Origin of the sequence: Stutzerimonas stutzeri (genome assembly GCF_000952685.1) — a bacterium.
Lineage (GTDB): Bacteria > Pseudomonadota > Gammaproteobacteria > Pseudomonadales > Pseudomonadaceae > Stutzerimonas > Stutzerimonas stutzeri_E.
Genome location: NZ_JYHV01000025.1, coordinates 12,973 through 31,888, shown reverse-complemented (window position 1 = coordinate 31,888; position 18,916 = coordinate 12,973). Strand labels below are relative to the sequence as shown.

Genomic DNA, 18,916 nt, shown 5'->3' with positions numbered 1-18,916 from the left:
AGTTGGTAGAGCAGTTGGCTTTTAACCAATTGGTCGTAGGTTCGAATCCTACACGACCCACCATATCCCCCAAGTGGGCAAAAGCCGGATACCGATTGGTCATCCGGCTTTTTTATGCCCGTCATCCGCGATGCGAAACGGTTTTATCCCTCGATTTTTATCGTTTTTCACTACGACCTTGGTCTGTGAATGGGTTTAGAGCAAACGTAATAGACTGCGACCTCCCGATTGTCCGTTGGTTTGAGGCTCACATGTATTCCGATCGCATTCGCTTGTCCTCTCTGCAGAGCAAGGTCATGAGCGCCCATGAGGCCGCTACTCTTATCCAGGACGGGATGACCGTCGGCATGAGCGGCTTTACCCGCGCAGGTGAGGCCAAGGCAGTGCCTCTGGCACTAATCGATCGGGCAAAGGATGAGAAGCTGAAGATCAGCTTGATTACCGGTGCCAGTCTCGGCAACGACTTGGACGGCAAGATGGCGGCGGCAGGTCTGCTAGCTCGCCGTGGGCCATTCCAGGCGGATGCGACCCTGCGCAAGGCGATCAATCAGGGCGAGGTCATGTTCATCGACCAGCACCTTTCTCACACCGTCGAGCAAATGCGCAACAACCAGATCAAGCGCCCGGACGTCACCATTGTCGAGGCGGTGAGCATCACCGAACAGGGTCATATCGTTCCGACTACCTCTGTGGGCAACTCAGCTAACCTGGCGGTCTTCGCCGATAAGGTTATTGTCGAGCTGAACTACGCGCACAATCCGAACCTGGAAGGGCTGCACGACATCTACTTCCCAGGCGAGCGTCCAAACCGCGGTCCGATCCCGCTGACAAAGGTAGACGACCGCATCGGCACGACCGCTATTCCGATCGATCCGGCCAGGATCGCCGCTATCGTTATTACCGAACATCCAGATTCCTATTCCACCGTCACACCGCCGGATGAAGAAACCCAGGCCATCGCCAATCACCTGGTTGAGTTCTTCAAGAAGGAGGTGGCAGCTGGCCGTTTGCCTTACAACCTCGGTCCGATGCAGGTCGGTATTGGCAATATCGCCAACGCTGTGGTGTGTGGTCTGATCGATTCGCCGTTCGAAGATCTGGTGATGTATTCCGAAGTGCTGCAGGATTGCACGTTCGAGTTGATCGATGCCGGCAAGATGAAGTTTGCTTCGGGCTGCTCGATCACGCTGTCCGAGCGCTGCAACGATCGCGTGTTCGGTAATCTGGAGAGGTACAAGGACAAGTTGGTGCTGCGTCCGCAGGAGATCTCCAACCATCCGGAGCTGGTGCGTCGTCTCGGCATCGTCGGAATCAACACCGCGCTGGAGTTCGATATCTACGGCAACGTCAACTCGACGCATGTTGGCGGTACCAAGATGATGAACGGCATCGGTGGTTCGGGCGACTTCGCTCGTAACGCCAACATGGCCATCTTCGTGACCAAGTCGATTGCCAAGGGCGGCAACATTTCCAGCGTCGTGCCCATGGTTGCGCATGTCGATCACACCGAACACGACGTGGAAATCCTGGTCACCGAGCAGGGGCTGGCCGACCTGCGTGGGCTGGCACCGCGCGAGCGTGCACGCGTGATTATCGACAACTGCGTGCATCCGTCCTACCGCGAGGCGCTGAATCAGTATTTCGACGGCGCATGCGATCGGGGTGGCCAGACGCCCCACATGCTGCGTGAGGCCATGCAATGGCACATCAACCTGGAAGAACGTGGCCACATGCTCAAATACGAGCGGTGACATGAACAAAACCGCCGGCTGATGCCGGCGGTTTTCATTTGGGCAACCCAGAATGCATGGCCTGGCACCCCCTCGCTTTCCCTTTTGCAAAGGCTTCGGCTAGTATTCTTGCCCCTTGAGCGGGCACGAAGGTGAAGTCTGCATATCGCGCTACCTCTCCCTTTTGCCTCGTCCGAGCCATCCGGTTGACCGGGTATGCTCGGCGCTTCGTGCAATAACGAGCTTTGCAGGACCGCGAACATGACGCAGATACCCGAACGTATTCTTGTGCAGGCTCATCTGGCGGCCAAGCAGCCAAAGCCGCTGACGCCCGAACAGGAAGCGCAATTGCGCAATGATATTGCCGTCGAGTTGAAACGGCAGAACGCGGTACTCGTGGCGCATTACTACACCGATCCGGTAATCCAGTCGCTAGCCGAGGAGACCGGTGGCTGTGTTTCCGACTCGCTGGAAATGGCCAGGTTCGGCAATGAGCATTCTGCGCAGACGGTTGTGGTTGCTGGCGTCAAGTTCATGGGTGAGACGGCAAAAATTCTCAACCCTGAAAAGCGCGTGTTGATGCCCACCCTGGAGGCCACCTGTTCGTTGGATCTCGGCTGCCCGGTCGAGGAGTTCTCCGCGTTCTGCGATCAGCATCCCGAGCGCACCGTGGTCGTCTATGCCAACACCTCCGCGGCGGTGAAGGCGCGGGCTGACTGGGTGGTGACCTCAAGCTGTGCGCTGGAAATCGTCGAGAGTCTGATGGACAACGGCGAAAAGATCATCTGGGCACCCGACAAGCATCTTGGGAGCTATGTGCAGCGGGAGACCGGCGCCGATATGCTGTTGTGGGATGGCGCCTGCATCGTCCACGAAGAGTTCAAGGCGAAACAGCTGGAGGATATGAAAGCGCTGTATCCGGATGCTGCCGTTCTGGTTCATCCCGAGTCGCCTGAATCGGTCATTGCGCTGGCGGATGCCGTCGGCTCCACCAGTCAGTTGATCAAGGCGGCGCAGACGCTGGCCAATCCAACCTTCATCGTCGCCACCGACCGCGGCATTTTCTACAAGATGCAGCAGCTCTGCCCAGACAAGGAATTCATCGAGGCGCCAACGGCGGGCAGCGGCGCCGCTTGTCGCAGCTGCGCCCATTGCCCGTGGATGGCGATGAATACGCTTGAACGCACCCTGGCTTGTCTGCGCACTGGCAGCAACGAGATCTTTGTCGATCCAGCGCTGATTCCACGCGCGATCAAACCGCTCAAGCGCATGCTGGATTTCACCCAGGCCGCGCGTATCAAGCAGGCTGGCAACGCCTGAGGTAACGGCATCCGTAGCTTTGCAAACGGCGCCTTTCGGCGCCGCATGATTCAGCGCAGCATGTCCTCGACCATTCGCTTCTCTTCGATCAGCTGCTTCTGCCGAGCGTCGATACGTGCGGCTGTCTGGAAGTTGCTCGAGCGACGTTTGGCGAAGTCCAGCTGTTCGATGGCCTGGTCGTAGTCGCCGACCAGTGCGAAATATTCCGCACGCCCCTGATGCAAGCCGATGATGTTTCCGGTGAGCCCACGGATCTCCGAAACCTGATACCAGATGTCCGGATCCTTGGGGCGAGCTTCAACCAAGGCATCCAGTTCCCGCTCGGCCTCCTGCAGCTTGTTTTCCTTGATCAGCAGATCAATGTTTGTCTGGCGCACGGGGTAGCTGCCGGGATACAGGCGGAGCAGCGTTTGGGTACGCGCGCGCGCGGCGGCAAGGCGGTTGGCGGTGATGTCCAATTCAACCTGAGCCAGGTTGTAGGTGGCGTCGTCTGGCTCCTTCGCCAGCAGTGGCTGCAGATTGTCGGCAGCTTCCTTGAGCTGACCGCTCTTGATCTGGGCCAGTGCCAGGCCGTAGCGGGCCGCGTCGAGGTTTTCATCTTCGCTGAGCATGGCCCGGAAGCGCTTGGCGCTGACGCCCGGCGTGGTCTCGAACTTCAGATCCACTCGCGCGCGCATCAGTTGGTAGCGCAGGCTGTCCTCAACGCCACCCGTGGGGTACTGCTCGGCGCGGTTTTTGGTATCAGCGATACGTGACTCGGTAACCGGGTGGGTCAACAGGAATTCCGGCGGTTTCTGGTCATAACGATACTGGCGCATCAAGCGGCCGAACATCTGCGGCATGGCGCGCGGATCATAGCCGGCTCGTTCGAGATTGAGGATACCGATGCGGTCGGCTTCCTGTTCGTTCTGCCGGGAAAAGCGTCGTTGCGCCTGGATCGCAGCGGCCTGGGTGGAAACGATCGCGGCGATGCCGGCGTCACCCGCGCCAGCGGCAGCCGCTACCACCCCAGCGAGCATTGCTGCCATCAATGGGAGCTGCATGCGTTTTTGCTCTTCCAGGCCGCGGGCGAAATGGCGCTGGGACAAGTGCGCCAATTCGTGTGCCAGGACCGAGGCGTATTCTGCTTCAGTCTGGGCATGCAGAAACAAGCCGCCGTTGACGCCGATAATGCCGCCCGGTGCGGCAAAGGCGTTCAGTTGCGGGCTGTCGAGCAGCACGAATTCCAACCGGCGATCCTGCAGCTGACTGCTCTCGGCCAGCCGGTAGACGCTGCGTTCCAGGTAGTCCTTCAGCAGCGGATCCGACAGCTGCGGGACCTGCCCGCGCAACAGGCTGAGCCAGGCACGGCCGAGTTGGTGTTCTTGTTCCGGCGAGACGATGCCCGAGCTGGAGTCGCCGAGGGAGGGTAGATCATTGGCCACGGCTGGCTGCCCGATCAGGCATGCCAGCGTCAGCAGAGTAGGGCGCAGCAATTTCATCCAGACTGGCTCTTGAAAGCAGGAACGTTACTGTAGCCTTGTGCCAGGGTAACTGGCCAGGGGCGGGGGCAGGTCGGTATCCTGCGCTTCTTTCAAGGAGACCAACATGATCCAACAGAGTGTGCCCGACACCGTCTGCGATGCCGAGCTGGACGCCGCCGGGTTGCAATGTCCGATGCCTCTGCTGAAGGCGAAGCTTGAACTCAATCGACTGGCCAGCGGCCAGATATTGAAGGTCACCGCAACCGATCCGGGCTCGCAGCGGGATTTTCGCAGTTTCGCCAAGTTGTCCGGTCACGCGCTGTTGCGTGAAGAAGCCGGCGATGGCCTCTATCGTTACTGGCTGCGCAAGGCCTGAAGTTTCTAAGGAAAGATATGCTCAACGTACTACGCAGCTGGATCCATCGCTATTTCTCGGACGAGGAGGCCGTGGTTCTGGCTGTATTGTTGGTGGTCGCCTTTGCTGTGGTGCTGACGCTGGGCGACATGCTCGCGCCAGTCCTCGCAGGGCTGGTGCTGGCGTTTCTGATGCAAGGGCTGGTCGGTGCGCTGGAGCGCGTCAGGATCCCGCATCTGGTGGCTGTCTGGTTGGTGTTCCTGATGTTCGTCGGGGCGCTCACGGTCTGCATGCTGTTCCTGGTGCCCTTGGTCTGGCAGCAGGTGCTGACCCTGTTCAACGAATTGCCCCGGATGCTAGTGGAGTGGCAGTCCCTGTTGCTGCTCCTGCCCGAGCGTTATCCGCAGCTGCTGACCGAAGAGCAGGTGCTGCGTGGCATCGATTTCATGCGGGGTGAGGTAGGCCGCTACGGTCAGACAGTGCTGACGTCGTCGCTGTCCAGTCTGCCGTTGCTGCTGACCCTGATGATCTATCTGATCCTGGTACCGATTCTGGTGTTCTTTTTCCTCAAGGATCGCCAGCAGATCGGTGACTGGCTGAGTGGCTACCTGCCACGTGAGCGGGCGCTGATCACGCAGGTATCCCAGGAAATGAACGTGCAGATCGCCAACTACATTCGGGGCAAGGCGATCGAGATTCTGATATGCGGTGCAGTGTCGTACGCAGTCTTCGCAGTGCTGGGGCTCAACTACGCTGCATTGTTGGCGCTGCTGGTGGGTGTGTCCGTGGTGGTGCCTTATATCGGTGCGACGGTGGTGACCATCCCTATCGCCTTGATCGGATTGTTTCAGTGGGGGCTGGGTGACCAGTTCATCTATCTGATGGTGGCCTACGCGATCATCCAGGCGCTGGACGGCAACGTTCTGGTGCCTCTGCTGTTCTCCGAAGCTGTCAATCTGCACCCGGTGGCCATCATTTGCTCGGTTCTGCTGTTCGGCGGGCTTTGGGGCTTCTGGGGGGTCTTCTTTGCGATACCCCTGGCGACCTTGTTCAAGGCGGTGCTATACGCCTGGCCGCGTAGACCGCCCACGGTCCCGGTCGTGGAAAGCGTGAGCTAGAACGAGAAAGGCCGGCTTGCCGGCCTTTCTCTTATTTTAGATGCAGCGTCTGAGCGGCCTGCAAAACGGCTTCGACATGCCCGGGTACTTTCACGCCTCGCCATGCCTGACGTAGCACGCCGTCGCGGTCGATCAGAAAGGTGCTGCGATCTACGCCCAAGTATTCCTTGCCGTAGAGCTTCTTAAGCTTGATCACGTCGAACAGTTGGCAGAGCTGTTCATCCGTGTCGGAGATGAGCTCGAAGGGAAATCCCTGCTTGGCCTTGAAGTTCTCATGCGTTCTCAGGCTGTCCCGTGAGACGCCGAAGACCTGCGTGTTGGCTTCGCCGAAGGCGTCGTGCAGATCGCGGAACCCCTGGCCTTCGGTGGTGCAACCTGGCGTGTTGTCCTTCGGGTAGAAGTAGAGCACGACCTGCTTGCCCTTCAGCATTTCGGAGCTGACCTGGATGCCACCAGTGGCCTGAGCCTGGAAGGGAGGAACGGGTTGGTCGACTTCAACGGGCATTTGCGGGTTTCCTTATCAAGGGTTCTGCGGGCGCCAGGGCTCTATCAGGGCGTCCAGATTCAGTGCGTCGGCAAAGTCCAGAAACTGATCACGCAGCCAACTGATCTGCGTGCCCGCCGGCAGCGTGACGGTCAGTGTCGCGTTGAGCATCGTGCCGCCGGTCTGGGGCGCCTGATAGGTGTCGCAAGTCAGGCTCTCGAGCTCGACACGGTGGTCGATAAAGAACTGGCACAGCTCATTGAGGATGTCCGGGCGGTATACCGAGCTGACATAGGCCACATAGGGTAGCGCTTGCGGGCGAACTTCCAATGCTTCGCTGCGTACCACATTGGTGGTGAATTCGTGCTTCTTGGCCAGGGCAGGCAGCGCGGTCTCCATGCGGGCGAGGGCGTCCCAGGTTCCGGTGATTTCCAGAACCAGCGCGCAGCACTCACCATGGCGGGTCAAGCGCGTACTGACCACGGCACAGCGATTCTCGTTGCTGGCTCGGCAAAGCACATTGGTGAGCGCCATCGGGCTGCGGCCCATGGCGCTGATGACGAGAAACTGTTCTCGGGGTACTGGGGGGGTGGACATGCAAGTTCCTGGCGGTAATGAATCGGTCGGCCAGCCAAGCCGAAAACGGGTAAGGGTAGCGAAAAGCATCGCCAGAGGGAATGCGTGCGCAGGCAAGCATCGCTAAAGGGCCCGGTTAGCGTCTGATCGCTCCGACGGCAGGATGCATCTAGCGTACTCGCAAAGCGCTCAGGAGCCTTGTACCATTACGCCTCTCTTTTTCCGGCAGGAGTGGGTTGCATGATTGCGGGCAGTATGGTGGCGCTGGTCACTCCCATGGACGCGCAAGGCGCTATTGATTGGGATAGCCTGAGCAAGCTGGTGGACTTCCATCTGCAGGAAGGCACCAATGCAATCGTTGCGGTCGGTACCACTGGCGAATCGGCAACGCTCGAAGTTCCTGAGCACATCGAGGTGATCCGCCGCGTGGTGGATCAGGTCAACGGCCGTATTCCGGTTATTGCCGGCACCGGTGCCAACTCCACTCGCGAAGCCGTCGAACTGACTGAAAATGCCAAAGCGGCAGGTGCCGATGCGTGTCTGCTGGTCACGCCGTATTACAACAAGCCGACCCAGGAAGGCATGTATCTGCACTTCCGACATATCGCCGAAGCTGTGGCGATTCCGCAAATTCTCTACAACGTGCCTGGTCGCACCGCCTGCGACATGCTGCCGGAAACCGTCGAGCGCCTGTCCAAGGTGGCGAACATCGTCGGCATCAAGGAAGCGACCGGTGACCTCAAGCGCGGCCAGGAAGTGCTCGATCGCGTCAGCACGGATTTCCTCGTCTATTCTGGCGACGACGCCACGGCAGTCGAGCTGATGTTGATGGGCGGCAAGGGCAATATTTCCGTTACCGCCAACGTCGCACCTCGTGCGATGAGTGAGCTTTGCGCCGCCGCCATTGCCGGCGATGTGGAAAAGGCGCGCGCCATCAACGCGTTGCTGATGCCGCTGCATCAGAGCTTGTTCCTCGAGGCCAATCCGATCCCGGTGAAGTGGGCGTTGCACGAGATGGGCCTGATGCAGGACGGTATTCGCTTGCCCCTGACCTGGCTCAGCCAGCGTTGCCAGGAGCCGCTTCGCGACGCGATGCGTCAATCCGGTGTGCTGGCCTGAACAGTATCCGGTGTACTGGTTTAATAATGAAGGAACACGCATGAAGCGACTGGCCGGCCTCTCGACCCTAGCCCTGATCATCTCTGGAACCAGCGGCTGTGGCTGGTTGTGGGGCGAAGACGGATATTTCCGCGACCGTGGCAGCGATTATCTGCAGGCGCGTCAGATGCCACCGATGCAGGCCCCGGCGGGTGCTGCGCTGCGCCCGATCGAGCCGCTGCTGCCGATTCCCCAGCAGGTAGCCGATACCCGCGCAACAGGCGAGTACGAAGTTCCGCGTCCTCAACGTCTGCTGATCGCCGAAGAGACCAGCGAGTTCAGCCTGCAGACATCGGAAGATGCGCGCTGGCTTGTCGCAATGCGTGCACCCTCTCAGGTCTGGGCGGCGGCCAGGCAATTCTTCACCGATAACGGCTTCCAGATCGCTGAAGAGCGGCCTCAGACCGGCGAGTTCACCACCGCCTGGCAGACGCGCGATCAGTTGGCTCCAGCCCTGGTGCGCAACCTTGGCCTTGGTGAAGGTGAGACGCGTGTTCGAGTTCGCATCGAGCCGGGCGTGCAGCGTGATACCAGCGAAATTTTCCTGCTCAGCGTTCAACGCCCTGCAGGCAGCAGTGCCGACGTCGCATGGCCTGACGCACCGGTCAATGCCGAGCTCGATCGGGTGCTACTCGATGAGTTGCAGGCAGGCTTGAACAGTAGCGCCGCGCAAGGCGGTTCTGCCTCGCTACTTGCCGAGCGGGAATTCGATGCGCCTAGCCGCGTGACGCTCAGTGAAGCAGGCAGCGGCACCCCGGTGCTGCAGCTCGATACCGACTTCAATCGTGCCTGGTCGAGCGTCGGGCGAGCGCTAGCCGCCAGCGACATCCTCGTCGAAGACCTGGATCGGAGCTTGGGCGTTTACTACATCAACCTATCGGAAGGCGCCGCGAATCCAGACGAAAAGCCCGGATTCTTCTCCCGCTTGTTCGGCGGGGCGCCAGACCGCGAAGAGATTGAAGCTCGCGCCGAGCGTTACCAGGTTCGCGTGACCGATGTGGGTGGCAACATCCAGGTAACGCTCGACAAGGACCTCGACACCGTCGCACCCGCGGATGTTTCGCGTCGCGTGCTGACTATGCTCAAGGACAACCTGGACTGATTCGACGAATCAGCCCGCCCCAACCAATCCAGGCGAAACCCATCGGTTTCGCCTGTTTCGTTTGATGACAGACCTTTCGTTACGGTTGCCCGATTCCGCAGCGTACCGAAGGGTTGGTAACCGCGAGAATCGCCATGGCCATTTCCAATGCTCTCAGCTTGAAGAAAATCTATTCCGGCAAGGTTCGTGATCTGTACGAAATCGACGACAAGCGCATGCTCATGGTCGCCACCGATCGGCTCTCGGCGTTCGACGTGATTCTCGCCGAGCCGATCCCTGAAAAGGGCAAAATTCTTACGGCGATTTCCAATTTCTGGTTCGACAAACTCGCCCATCTCGTCCCCAACCACTTCACCGGTGACAGCGTCGAGGATGTGGTCCCAGCAGAGGAATTGCCTCTGGTGGAGGGGCGCGCAGTGGTTGCCAAGCGCCTGAAACCTGTTGCGGTCGAAGCCATCGTGCGGGGTTACATCGTCGGCTCCGGCTGGAAGGAGTACCAGAAGAACGGCACCGTTTGCGGCATCCAGCTGCCGGCCGGGTTGAAGGAAGCTGCCAAGTTACCGCAGCCGATTTTTACTCCATCGACAAAAGCTGCCGTGGGCGACCACGACGAGAACATCTCCTTCGAGCAGTGCGAGGCCGTCATCGGCAAGGAGTTGGCAGCTCAGGTACGTGACACCTCCATTGCGCTCTACACCGCAGCCGTCGAATACGCCGCGACTCGCGGCATCATCATTGCTGACACCAAGTTCGAATTCGGTCTGGATGAACAAGGCCGTCTGACGCTCATGGATGAAGTGTTGACGCCTGATTCCAGCCGCTTCTGGCCCGCCGATAGCTATCAGGAAGGCAGCAACCCACCGAGCTTCGACAAGCAGTTCGTTCGTGATTGGTTGGAGTCTACCGGCTGGAACAAGGAGCCGCCTGCGCCGCCAGTTCCGGCCGACGTCGCGCAAAAAACCGCTGACAAGTATCGCGAAGCCCTGACGCGCCTTACTGCCTGAATCAGGCACCTGGTTGAACGCTCGGCCAGCTAGGCGAAGCTGGCGCAAGATGCTGAATAACGAGAAAAAAGATCCCGGCGGGGTTCGACAATCGTTCGCGAACTGCTATGATGCGCGCCGCTGGAGAGATGCCGGAGTGGCCGAACGGGACGGATTCGAAATCCGTTGTACCCTCGCGGGTACCTAGGGTTCAAATCCCTATCTCTCCGCCACCATTAAAAAAGCCCTGTAATTCAATGAGTTACGGGGCTTTTTCTTTTCTGGTTCTACTACTCGTTTCTACTACTCCAGCTATCATCCGGATGGATAGTAGATAGGATCGCTGCCTGATTTCTGCATCAGGTGGATGGAGTGAGTGCAGTCGCTTCTATTGACATAGCTCTCACTACTTCTCGAGATCGCCTCTCCATTCTTCGCGTAGTAAACCCAATACCATTCGCCCCTAGCATCCTTAGACTGCATGTAGCAGGGGTATGTGGCTGTCGACATGAGACCTCCTTGATTGTTGGCATGCGGAGATTTCACCCCGCATGCTAACCGTAGCCTTTGAGGCGAAGCGGGCAATTGATATCTGTCGTCAAGCTTCTCCGGCCATGGTGAAGCAAGTGCACTTCCTGGCTATTCGTCGTGTAGCTGTGTAAGCCAAGCAGCATCGGGCATGCCCCTAACTGCTCACAATCTGCTCACAACTTATCCACAGGTTTTTCCTCTCGGTCGGTTTGAATCTCATTCCAAACAGATATCCTGTGGTGGCACTGCGAAGATCACACTACATGTAGTGCTTTGAGGTTGTGAACTTCACAGCTCCTGACTATCCTAGGCGCAACCGCTTCCTCCCAGCTGTTTGAGCGCATTGGCTTTTTTGAACCGATTACTTGAATTCGCTGAATCCGATGTATCTTGATCCGACAAGGGATTGAAGAGCGACAGGGGGAGGTAGAAGACGATCGTTGGAAGAAAGGAGGTATCGCCATTGATGACGTGACGAAGAAACAGCAGTATCCACACTTGCTGTGGGCAAGCGAAAGCCCCAACCATTCTGGGAAAGGCTGGAGCTTAAGCAATACCGAAGAGTGCTAGGGCGAAGTTTGGTCGCCGACCCCATGCACAAAACCAAACCGTAGGAGGTTCAGCGGGAGCGCAGTCTACAAAGGTAAACATGACTCCTCAAGGCCTTTTGTATACCTCAAGGTACATATAGGTCAACAGCGAGTCTTAAGGCTGCGAACTCCGTTGCCTCCTGCACATGTCGGAGAAAATGACATGAGTACAGGAAACGAGACGTCTAACGAAGACGGAGTAGAGTACATTTATCGCCGCTATCGGCGTTGTGGCAACAAAACCTTGGATGCTTACGCATACGGGTTGAAGGCTTGGCGCTTGCGGGTACGTCGCAAGAAGGGGGACGGCAAATGATTTCCCCACGCAGACGTAGACGTAGACTGTACAGGAGCCGGTTCCGTAGCGTTCATGTTAGGGCATATACGAGGTTTCGGTTTGGGCATTGGGAGGATGTTTGCTCCCATTGGCGTAGTCATCCAGGGCAGCTGACTCTAGATTTCTAACCGAGCGACACACTGAAAGGGGCGGAGCAATCTGCCCCTTTTCTTTGCCTGTAAACAAATCACCCGACAGCCTGCATTGAGGGCGTGCGTGCCTCGCTTATACTGTATGAATAAACAGCATTGGTGGCAGTCATGCAGGACGATGATTTAGAAGAGCTGGCGTTGCTTCTCGGCTCGCCTTCGGAAGCTCAGATGTGGAAACAGCACAGCAGGCTTGTTGAGGCTGAGCTTTGCATTGTGCAGACGGAGCTATCGAAGGCCCGCCGTGACATCAGACAGCTTGCAGACTTGTACCAGAGCGCAGCAGATGAGCTTGCACGGCTGAAGGTGGCGCATGAGGCATTGGGCAAGGAGAACAATCACCTTCGGGTTGGCTTCGCCCAGCTAAACAACAAGCTCAAATTTGCGCCTATTGGGCAGTGCACGCTCAATAATCCTGAGTGCACCAAGCAGCGGTTGGGCTTCGACCGTGAGCTATAGCCACTTCACTGCTATCCAGGAATAGAGGCAGATTGCGAGCACAGCTAAGCCGTAGAAAATTGGCAGGACTCTTTCACTTAGCCACGGTGTGAGAACTATGCCCTTGGCGAAGCTATATACCGCGACGGCGATAACCACTGGTCGATGAGGGTTGATTTCGACGGTAGTTCCGCTGCTGGTGCAGTCTCTTCCTAAGTCATCTTTGAAACGATACGGTACTGAGAAAATAATTCGGTTTTCGTGCTCACGTTTCAACTCTGGGAGATTTGTCAAGAAGAAATCATCAACCGATCCATCATTCGGGACGTGCTTCATCTCGCCCGTTGGGTGGACGCTTGTCAGATGTGCGCTCGGACCAATGTTGTCTCTGACAAACGATTCCTGAGCTGCTTCTCGCAATTGTCGCTTGTATACATATCGCGCTATGGCTATCAACGAGGATTCGTAGCAGGCACGCATTTTGTCGTCAGGCTTAAGGCTGGTTGGACTGAGCTTTTGCACATACCGGAGGAGAAAATAAAAACTCCCAATCGATAGAATCAACCAAACGTTATCCGTGTTTTGCTGAAGCTTGATGGAGTTCCCCAAAATACTGACTTGGGACAGCTCAGCCCCGAAGTACCAGCCTAATAGAACTAGGGTCGAGAAAGTCATTAGCAGGCCCCGAGCCTTCTCCGTCTCGCTATTGAGACCTTCGGAATTCGTGTCGTCCATGCTCTTCTCTTCAGTAAGATCAACTGCTTTGGCAAAATGCTACCAGTCCACCGCGAGAAGCGCACCGCGTTGATTTTCTAGCGAACGCAAAAACGACCACCCCCGTCAGGACAGCACTGCTCTTGCCTGAAATGCAACCCTGCAAATATCGTCGAGGGCTATGAGCCATTAAGCCTGTCCAGAGAGCCGGGCAAATATCACCGTCAAGCGGTGGAAATATCTGCTGCTAGGTGTGCTTAACGCCGCAGCTGGGCCTACCTGTAGGGGAGTCTGGCCATCAGAGAGAACGTCGTTCTATGCTGCTGTTTGCACACTAAAACAGGGCATTGTGGGTGCGTCTGAGGGGTGTTTGTCAGACATAAAGAAGCCCCACCATAAGGCAGGCTTTGTGTGGCGTGCGGGTGATATTTATGCAGGTTGCAGCTCACGCTTGATGCGATAGACCGTTGCGACACCTACGCCAGCAAGCTTGGCAATCTCCTCTACTGTAAGTCCGCCACGCTTCAGCAGGCTCTCTACACGCTTCCAAGCCTCTTGATTGCGGCCTTTACCACCTACCTTCTCGCCGCGTGCCTTCTTGTTCTCCAAGCCCTGCTTGATACGCTCTACGCGCTTCTCCTGATCAAGACGGGCCATCGTTGCCATTAGGTCAATCAGCATGGAATTGATCACCTGCATGATCTGGCCTGTGATGCCTTGGTCATCGACCAGCATGTGAGACGTTGGCAGGTCAGCTACTACAAGCTTCAACCCTTTAGCTTCTATCACTGCCTTAAGCTTCGACCAATCTGCTTGAGACAAGCGAGACAGGCGGTCTACAGACTCCACCAGAAGCACGTCACCAGCTTTAGCAGAGTCGAGCAGGGTGTTGAGCGCCGGGCGATCCAGCCGCGTACCACTAATATTTTCTGAATGCGTGCTGGCAACCCTCAGGTTGTGCTCTTTAGCGAATGCTTGGAGCGATGCCAAAGCGCGATCCGCATCTTGGTCTTTGGTGGAAGCACGAAGGTAGAGGTGAGCGTTCATTATCGTTCGTCCTATGTTCTGATAGCTCAATGATAATCTATCCTTTAGCTATTTGATATAGGGTAAATGATAGATTGTGACGAGCGGCTATCGCTCTACTATTTGTGTCTACTCAAATGATAGGGGCGCATGGCGGCTGGTGAGTTGGGAATGGTGGTGGCATAGTGGCGTTCTGCAATCTCAACCAAGGAAGGCTAAGCCATGAAAGACAGCATCATTCGCTTGAACGACTATCTCTGCTACTTAGTGGTAGTGCTCTGCATCATCGTCGGTTTCGCGTCGTACAGCTTTCTAGGCGCGCTAGGAGGCTTTGTCGTGGGTGCTGTGATGGCTGGCTTCTGGCTCGTACTGAGCGGCATCTATGACGAGTTGAAGAAAGCTAACGCGTCTCGTGGCATCTGACTGACCGGGGCGGCGAAATGGCACTAATCGACTGTTACGAATGCAACACACAGATCAGCTCTATCGCTAAAGCCTGTCCGCACTGTGGAGCGCCCGCAAAGCTGGTGACTTCCGGGGCATTACGAAAAGAACCAAAAAAACGAGTTGTCACGTTTATCCGAATCGCAGGGGTTATCTTTTGGGGCGCTGTGGTAACAAGCGTAATCGGCCTGATGAAAGACGACCCAAGCAAAAGCCCGCCGACGCTTGCTGAACAAGGAATATTTCTCGACAGCAGAGCTACCTACTCGGAAGTGGACAAACAGGTCGGGTGCTCCAGTACATTCAGCGATGACAAGAAGGACGATATATTCGAGTCGCAGTACAAAAATCGCTGGATGGAGTGGAAAGGCAAGATAGCTCTACTTGAGGCGGGTGAAACGTCCATCGACATTGATGGAGGCTTACAAGACTTGAGCGTTAAGTTTGACAATCCAGACGAAGGCTATGACCTAACGAAGGGGAGCACCGTAACTGTCCGGTTCCTCATGAAGTCAGCCGGTGGATGTTTTTTACCGTTTGGTGGTGAGCGGGCACGAATCAAAGAGACTCACTGACCCGAAACTCCAAGGTGCGACCGGCATAGGTCGGGGCGTACAGATCGAGGAAGGTGTCAAAGCTCTGTGGGTCTGTATGGCCCCCGACAATCGTAGACCCTATCGTAAGTGACTCATTAACCCAAAGGCAGGCGTGGGCCTTCAGTAGCTTGCACAGGCTGACGCTTGACAGCGATACGTCGCTTTCTAACAGCACATTGATTTTGCCGTCTCTCAGCTCTTGCACGACTAAGCGCTTAGGGCTGAAGACGGTGTTAATCGCTTCGTTCGTTTCCGAGGTTGGCAGCAAGATCAGCCAATAGTAATGACTCATAGATGACCCCTCGCACTCAACTGTTTAAGTGCAGTCACCTGCCGTGTGGTGTCGTCCATTTTTGATTCGATACGACCGATACGATTCTCAAGATACAAAAGCGTTTGGTCTTGAATGCTTGGTACTGTCGCTTGCAAGTGAATGGCGATGTAGCCCAGACACACGAGTTGAAGCGTTAATATTATCGTTCTGTACAATTTCTTTATTCCTCTTATTGTTATGTTTTTGCAGAAAGCTGGCGGGGGGAAAGCCATCAGGCTTAGCCATATCAGGTGATAGGCCAGAGAACATCAGCGTTCTGAGGTGGCAGCGATAGAAATGCAGGGGAGGGCTTGCCCCTCCGGCTACTGTATTCCATACGTGTTAGTAGCGTCTAACGTCGACGGCATTCCCTGATCCATGCTGCCAATTCTCGACCAAGCTGTTTAGTCTCTTCGCTGTATTGCGGTTTATCTGCTTGCTCTGCCGCCAGCACCTCTGAAGGCTCTTCAGGAACGCCCGCAATAGCCTCCTTTACAGGGGGATTCTGTACGTCAATTGAACGATCAGGCTTAACTGGTGCTACCGGCGCTTTAGAAGGAGAACGTTGTTTTTTCTTCAATAGACGTTGGTAAAACTCTTCTTTGTTGAACGACATACTAGTTGCCCCCGTTTGTGATGGAGGCAAAGTAGGTTTGAGCCTCTTCAAGTGCCTTGGCTTTAGCCTTTTCTTCCTTCTTGCGTTCTGCTTCTTCAGCTTTCTTTTTCTCAGCTTCGTACAGCTGGGAAGCAAGAAGCTCCACTTGAGAAGCGTTCCAAGCTTCAATTTCAGCTCGATACACTTCCTCGACTTTTACAGTTAGAGCGGCAATGTCAGCGTCAATCTCAGCTTGTGGACGATAGAAATAAGCACGATAGTATCCCGGCATAGCCGAGGCTTCATAAGCGTGTGGGAACAAAGGGCGACCTTCTTTTTCAAGCTTTAGCGTAAGCTCCAACAACATCTGCAATGTAGGAGTGCTTTCGATCGCTGCTGCTTGATAGCGCCAAGCGCCGTGCTCATACTTACCTTCGAGATATTCAGCCTTCGCTTTCTCTACTCGCTCGGCAAGCTGCTGAGCGTCGAATACCATCGGGCGTTGAACATGCTTCTGATTGGTGGTGTTGGTAGTGTTGTTAGTCATTTTGTATTACCTCTTTGGTTTTTGAATGGGCAACAGTGCCCTATTGAATGCACTTCGTTATGAAGAGCAAAATCTGGTTATGTATGTTATTTAAACCGCTGAAAGCCCCGTGGCACTAAGTGTTGAGGCAGAAGTGTTGTAACGTGTGATTACTACTGTAGCTGTGTTTGTTTTTATCTAAAATGGGAGATAATTAGGATCGTCCCAAGGGCTTGCGGGAGGAGAAGGAACATAATCATCTTCGACCTGATAATAATGGTCGGGATAGTCATTCAGCCCTCTGCACTCAGTGAAGCTTGCATCATCATAGAAGCTGGCTACTTGTAGAGATTCCTTCTTGCTTTCAAGCCACCAGTACAAGAACTCTGCATCTACCAGGCCAACGTTATTTAGAGCCTGCTTGTTCAACTCTGTCTGCACTGTGAAGATTTCTAAGTCTTCGACAATCCAGGGTGCATTATCCAGCCAGTTAGCATTATGATCGCTCCTTGAATCGTGATGATCCAATGTCGTCAGCTCCAGATACTTACGCAGTGTATTGGTTATCATCTGTCGATCTGGCTTGGCACCTTGCAACACAGCGAAGGCTTGAAACGCTGCGAAGTCTCGAAGATCACTACCATCTTGTTCAGGCTTCAGTCGCAGAGGGTAAAAATAAGAGCCGTACACAAAACCACCGATGGAATCAAAACCACCTTGATCTTTCTGGCTCATCAACCAAAGAGATACGCACCGAACAGCATCAGCTGTGAACTTGTAATCGCTACTCTTGGCTGGGCCTTGGCATTGCTCTGCAAACCGCTCCAGCTCTTCGACGTACACGACAAGCGTTCGGCGTGCTGTCAGGCTCAGGGTGTATAGCTCTTGCTCTTGCAGTGAGGCGTAGAGCTTTCTAAGGGCTGTCATACCCATACGTTCAAGCTCAGGTAGCGGAACCTCGCATTTGGGAAACTCCGTCTTGATCTTCTTCGCTAGTCCGAAACGCTGGCTCTTACGAATAGGGTTCTGCTTTGCATACTCTACGAGCTTGGTGCCTAGATACTTTTGCACCTTCGTCAGTACGGCCTTGTCAGATGCGTCCTTATCTACAAGCCACTTGGTTTTCAAGCTACTGCGCTTGATGCACAGGCCAGCACCCTGTACCTCCGTAGCGCCGTATACCTGATTGGCAAGGCTGCCGCCTATGAAAAGATTCTGATGATGTAAAAGCCCTACAGTGTCTTTACCTTGGGAAGGGTTTATGTGGCAAAGATGGAATTTCGATTTTTGTTTGTCTGCATTCCAACCGTAGCATTTGAAGCGACGGCGATACACCGAAAACAATTCGATCAGATCAACATCTTGTAGAATCTCTACTGTGCCAGCTCGCTTGCATTCACGACTTACCCAAAGCCATTCGTCACAGGCTGGAAGATTGGCAATGCGCTTGGATGCTGTCTTGGTGTTGCGCGCTTTGTTGCGGCAGGAGACAGAACAGAATTTAGCGGCGTATTGGCTGGTGCTGAATTCAGTGTTGCAGTGTTGGCAGACTCGGGTTCGTACTACTGGCATTGTTATTATCCTCAAGGTATGGGAATTGATGTTCTTGCTTGCAAATCAGTTTGTTCAGGAAGTGAGTCAGGTTGCCCGTCTCCCCACTACGTTGATACAGATCGAGAAGCACTGATGCAGCTTGGTCACTGAGCTTAACTTTCATAAGATTTACTCTTTCTTAAATGGCTGAAGGGCTTGTAGTTACTGGCTTAGAGATCTATGTGTTGTTATGCGTAATTACTACTGTTCTATCTTCAAGTTTTTGAACTCATCCTTCAATTCTTGCTCCACAATCCAGGCCTCTAGCTGCGACAGGACGACCGATGTAAGGCTTCGTCCGTTAGCTACTTCCCTGAAACGATCCAGCAGTGACTCGTTGTATGTGGTAGTGATCTTCTTCGTAGACTTAGGTGCGTCTTTCATTATTGTGTCAGTCATCAATCAGAGCCAGCGCGAACACTTCCATCGCTGCCAGTTGTTCCGGTGTTTGGAGCTTCATAAGTAGTTTGCGCACCTTCTCTTTGGCTTGATATGCCTTCACCACACAGAGGTTTCCGTGATAGCGATGGTTGGAACGGGTGGGGGTGAACAGGTCTCCACACCAACAGCACGAGATTTGTTCTTCTTTAATCACGGGGATGCCTCCAGTGGGTAGGATAATTTGATGTTAGTTTTGGAGCGGGTACAAAAAAGCCCAACAGTTTTTAGATGCTGGGCTTCGAGAGAAAGGTGAAGGATTCAAGGGACCAGCTTGAATCCTTCAGGCAACAGTCCTGCAAGAGAAAGACTGAAGCCTCATACAAAGCAACAACTC

Annotated in this window: 21 protein-coding genes and 1 tRNA gene; 11 read left to right on the top strand and 11 right to left on the bottom strand. The window is 55.2% G+C overall.

What is annotated here, in order from left to right; all coding sequences use genetic code 11:
* Positions 1-251: 251 nt before the first annotated feature.
* Both UF78_RS13945 and nadA read left to right on the top strand, forming a co-directional pair.
* Entirely contained in the window at positions 252-1,751 is a 1,500-nt protein-coding gene (locus tag UF78_RS13945; protein WP_045162822.1) for an acetyl-CoA hydrolase/transferase family protein, read from the top strand.
* Positions 1,752-1,991: 240 nt separating this feature from the next.
* Positions 1,992-3,050, top strand: coding sequence for a quinolinate synthase NadA (gene nadA / locus UF78_RS13940; protein ID WP_045162821.1), 1,059 nt, complete (start codon positions 1,992-1,994; stop codon positions 3,048-3,050).
* A 50-nt stretch (positions 3,051-3,100) separates the two neighbouring features.
* On the opposite strand, the gene UF78_RS13935 is transcribed toward nadA, so the two are convergent.
* Entirely contained in the window at positions 3,101-4,531 is a 1,431-nt protein-coding gene (locus UF78_RS13935) for a M48 family metalloprotease (protein ID WP_045162820.1), read from the bottom strand.
* 106 nt (positions 4,532-4,637) lie between these two features.
* Here UF78_RS13935 and UF78_RS13930 point away from each other — a divergent pair, with 106 nt between their 5' ends.
* Together UF78_RS13930 and UF78_RS13925 are read left to right on the top strand one after the other, a co-directional pair.
* Positions 4,638-4,889 carry a sulfurtransferase TusA family protein gene (locus tag UF78_RS13930; protein WP_045162819.1) on the top strand — a complete coding sequence of 84 codons (252 nt, stop codon included), beginning with the start codon at positions 4,638-4,640 and terminating at the stop codon, positions 4,887-4,889.
* Between the two features lie 17 nt (positions 4,890-4,906).
* A complete protein-coding gene (locus UF78_RS13925; RefSeq protein ID WP_045162818.1) occupies positions 4,907-5,986 on the top strand; it encodes an AI-2E family transporter in 1,080 nt (359 codons plus the stop codon).
* A 31-nt stretch (positions 5,987-6,017) separates the two neighbouring features.
* Here the strand turns inward: UF78_RS13925 and UF78_RS13920 are convergent, their stop codons facing one another.
* Both UF78_RS13920 and UF78_RS13915 read right to left on the bottom strand, forming a co-directional pair.
* A complete protein-coding gene (locus tag UF78_RS13920; RefSeq protein ID WP_045162817.1) occupies positions 6,018-6,491 on the bottom strand; it encodes a peroxiredoxin in 474 nt (157 codons plus the stop codon).
* Between the two features lie 15 nt (positions 6,492-6,506).
* Positions 6,507-7,067 (bottom strand): glycine cleavage system protein R, encoded by a 561-nt coding sequence (locus tag UF78_RS13915; RefSeq protein WP_025241081.1) that lies wholly within the window; start codon positions 7,065-7,067, stop codon positions 6,507-6,509.
* Between the two features lie 219 nt (positions 7,068-7,286).
* Between UF78_RS13915 and dapA the strand changes: the two genes are divergently transcribed.
* From dapA to UF78_RS13895, 4 genes are all read left to right on the top strand, one after another.
* Complete coding sequence (gene dapA, locus UF78_RS13910; protein WP_045162816.1) at positions 7,287-8,165, top strand: 4-hydroxy-tetrahydrodipicolinate synthase; 879 nt, start codon at positions 7,287-7,289, stop codon at positions 8,163-8,165.
* Positions 8,166-8,205: 40 nt separating this feature from the next.
* The gene (gene bamC, locus UF78_RS13905) at positions 8,206-9,306 is read left to right on the top strand and encodes an outer membrane protein assembly factor BamC (RefSeq protein ID WP_045162815.1); all 1,101 of its coding nucleotides are present in this window, start codon (positions 8,206-8,208) and stop codon (positions 9,304-9,306) included.
* A gap of 134 nt (positions 9,307-9,440) precedes the next feature.
* Positions 9,441-10,310 (top strand): phosphoribosylaminoimidazolesuccinocarboxamide synthase, encoded by an 870-nt coding sequence (locus UF78_RS13900; RefSeq protein WP_045162814.1) that lies wholly within the window; start codon positions 9,441-9,443, stop codon positions 10,308-10,310.
* 122 nt (positions 10,311-10,432) lie between these two features.
* A tRNA-Ser gene (locus UF78_RS13895) sits at positions 10,433-10,522 on the top strand.
* Positions 10,523-10,604: 82 nt separating this feature from the next.
* On the opposite strand, the gene UF78_RS22665 is transcribed toward UF78_RS13895, so the two are convergent.
* Entirely contained in the window at positions 10,605-10,772 is a 168-nt protein-coding gene (locus UF78_RS22665) for a YegP family protein (RefSeq protein WP_230623647.1), read from the bottom strand.
* A 1,235-nt stretch (positions 10,773-12,007) separates the two neighbouring features.
* Here UF78_RS22665 and UF78_RS13890 point away from each other — a divergent pair.
* The gene (locus UF78_RS13890) at positions 12,008-12,355 is read left to right on the top strand and encodes a hypothetical protein (RefSeq protein WP_045162813.1); all 348 of its coding nucleotides are present in this window, start codon (positions 12,008-12,010) and stop codon (positions 12,353-12,355) included.
* Here the strand turns inward: UF78_RS13890 and UF78_RS22460 are convergent.
* Positions 12,350-13,069 (bottom strand): hypothetical protein, encoded by a 720-nt coding sequence (locus tag UF78_RS22460; RefSeq protein ID WP_052679328.1) that lies wholly within the window; start codon positions 13,067-13,069, stop codon positions 12,350-12,352. The genes UF78_RS13890 and UF78_RS22460 overlap by 6 nt on opposite strands.
* A 408-nt stretch (positions 13,070-13,477) precedes the next feature.
* Entirely contained in the window at positions 13,478-14,095 is a 618-nt protein-coding gene (locus UF78_RS13880) for a recombinase family protein (protein WP_045162812.1), read from the bottom strand.
* A gap of 201 nt (positions 14,096-14,296) precedes the next feature.
* On the opposite strand from UF78_RS13880, the gene UF78_RS13875 reads away from it, so the two are divergent.
* Complete coding sequence (locus UF78_RS13875; RefSeq protein ID WP_045162811.1) at positions 14,297-14,497, top strand: hypothetical protein; 201 nt, start codon at positions 14,297-14,299, stop codon at positions 14,495-14,497.
* Between the two features lie 17 nt (positions 14,498-14,514).
* Entirely contained in the window at positions 14,515-15,093 is a 579-nt protein-coding gene (locus UF78_RS13870; RefSeq protein ID WP_155397650.1) for a hypothetical protein, read from the top strand.
* Here the strand turns inward: UF78_RS13870 and UF78_RS13865 are convergent.
* From UF78_RS13865 to UF78_RS22890, 5 genes are all read right to left on the bottom strand, one after another.
* Positions 15,077-15,406: a hypothetical protein gene (locus UF78_RS13865; RefSeq protein ID WP_045162810.1), complete on the bottom strand. Its 330-nt coding sequence runs from the start codon at positions 15,404-15,406 to the stop codon at positions 15,077-15,079. The genes UF78_RS13870 and UF78_RS13865 overlap by 17 nt on opposite strands.
* A gap of 373 nt (positions 15,407-15,779) precedes the next feature.
* Entirely contained in the window at positions 15,780-16,043 is a 264-nt protein-coding gene (locus UF78_RS22895) for a hypothetical protein (RefSeq protein WP_155397649.1), read from the bottom strand.
* A gap of 1 nt (position 16,044) precedes the next feature.
* Positions 16,045-16,569 (bottom strand): hypothetical protein, encoded by a 525-nt coding sequence (locus tag UF78_RS13860; RefSeq protein ID WP_045162809.1) that lies wholly within the window; start codon positions 16,567-16,569, stop codon positions 16,045-16,047.
* A gap of 177 nt (positions 16,570-16,746) precedes the next feature.
* On the bottom strand, positions 16,747-18,120 hold the full coding sequence (locus tag UF78_RS13855; protein WP_155397648.1) for a hypothetical protein: 1,374 nt from the start codon (positions 18,118-18,120) through the stop codon (positions 16,747-16,749).
* Positions 18,121-18,532: 412 nt separating this feature from the next.
* Positions 18,533-18,736: a hypothetical protein gene (locus UF78_RS22890; RefSeq protein ID WP_155397647.1), complete on the bottom strand. Its 204-nt coding sequence runs from the start codon at positions 18,734-18,736 to the stop codon at positions 18,533-18,535.
* Positions 18,737-18,916 lie beyond the last annotated feature (180 nt).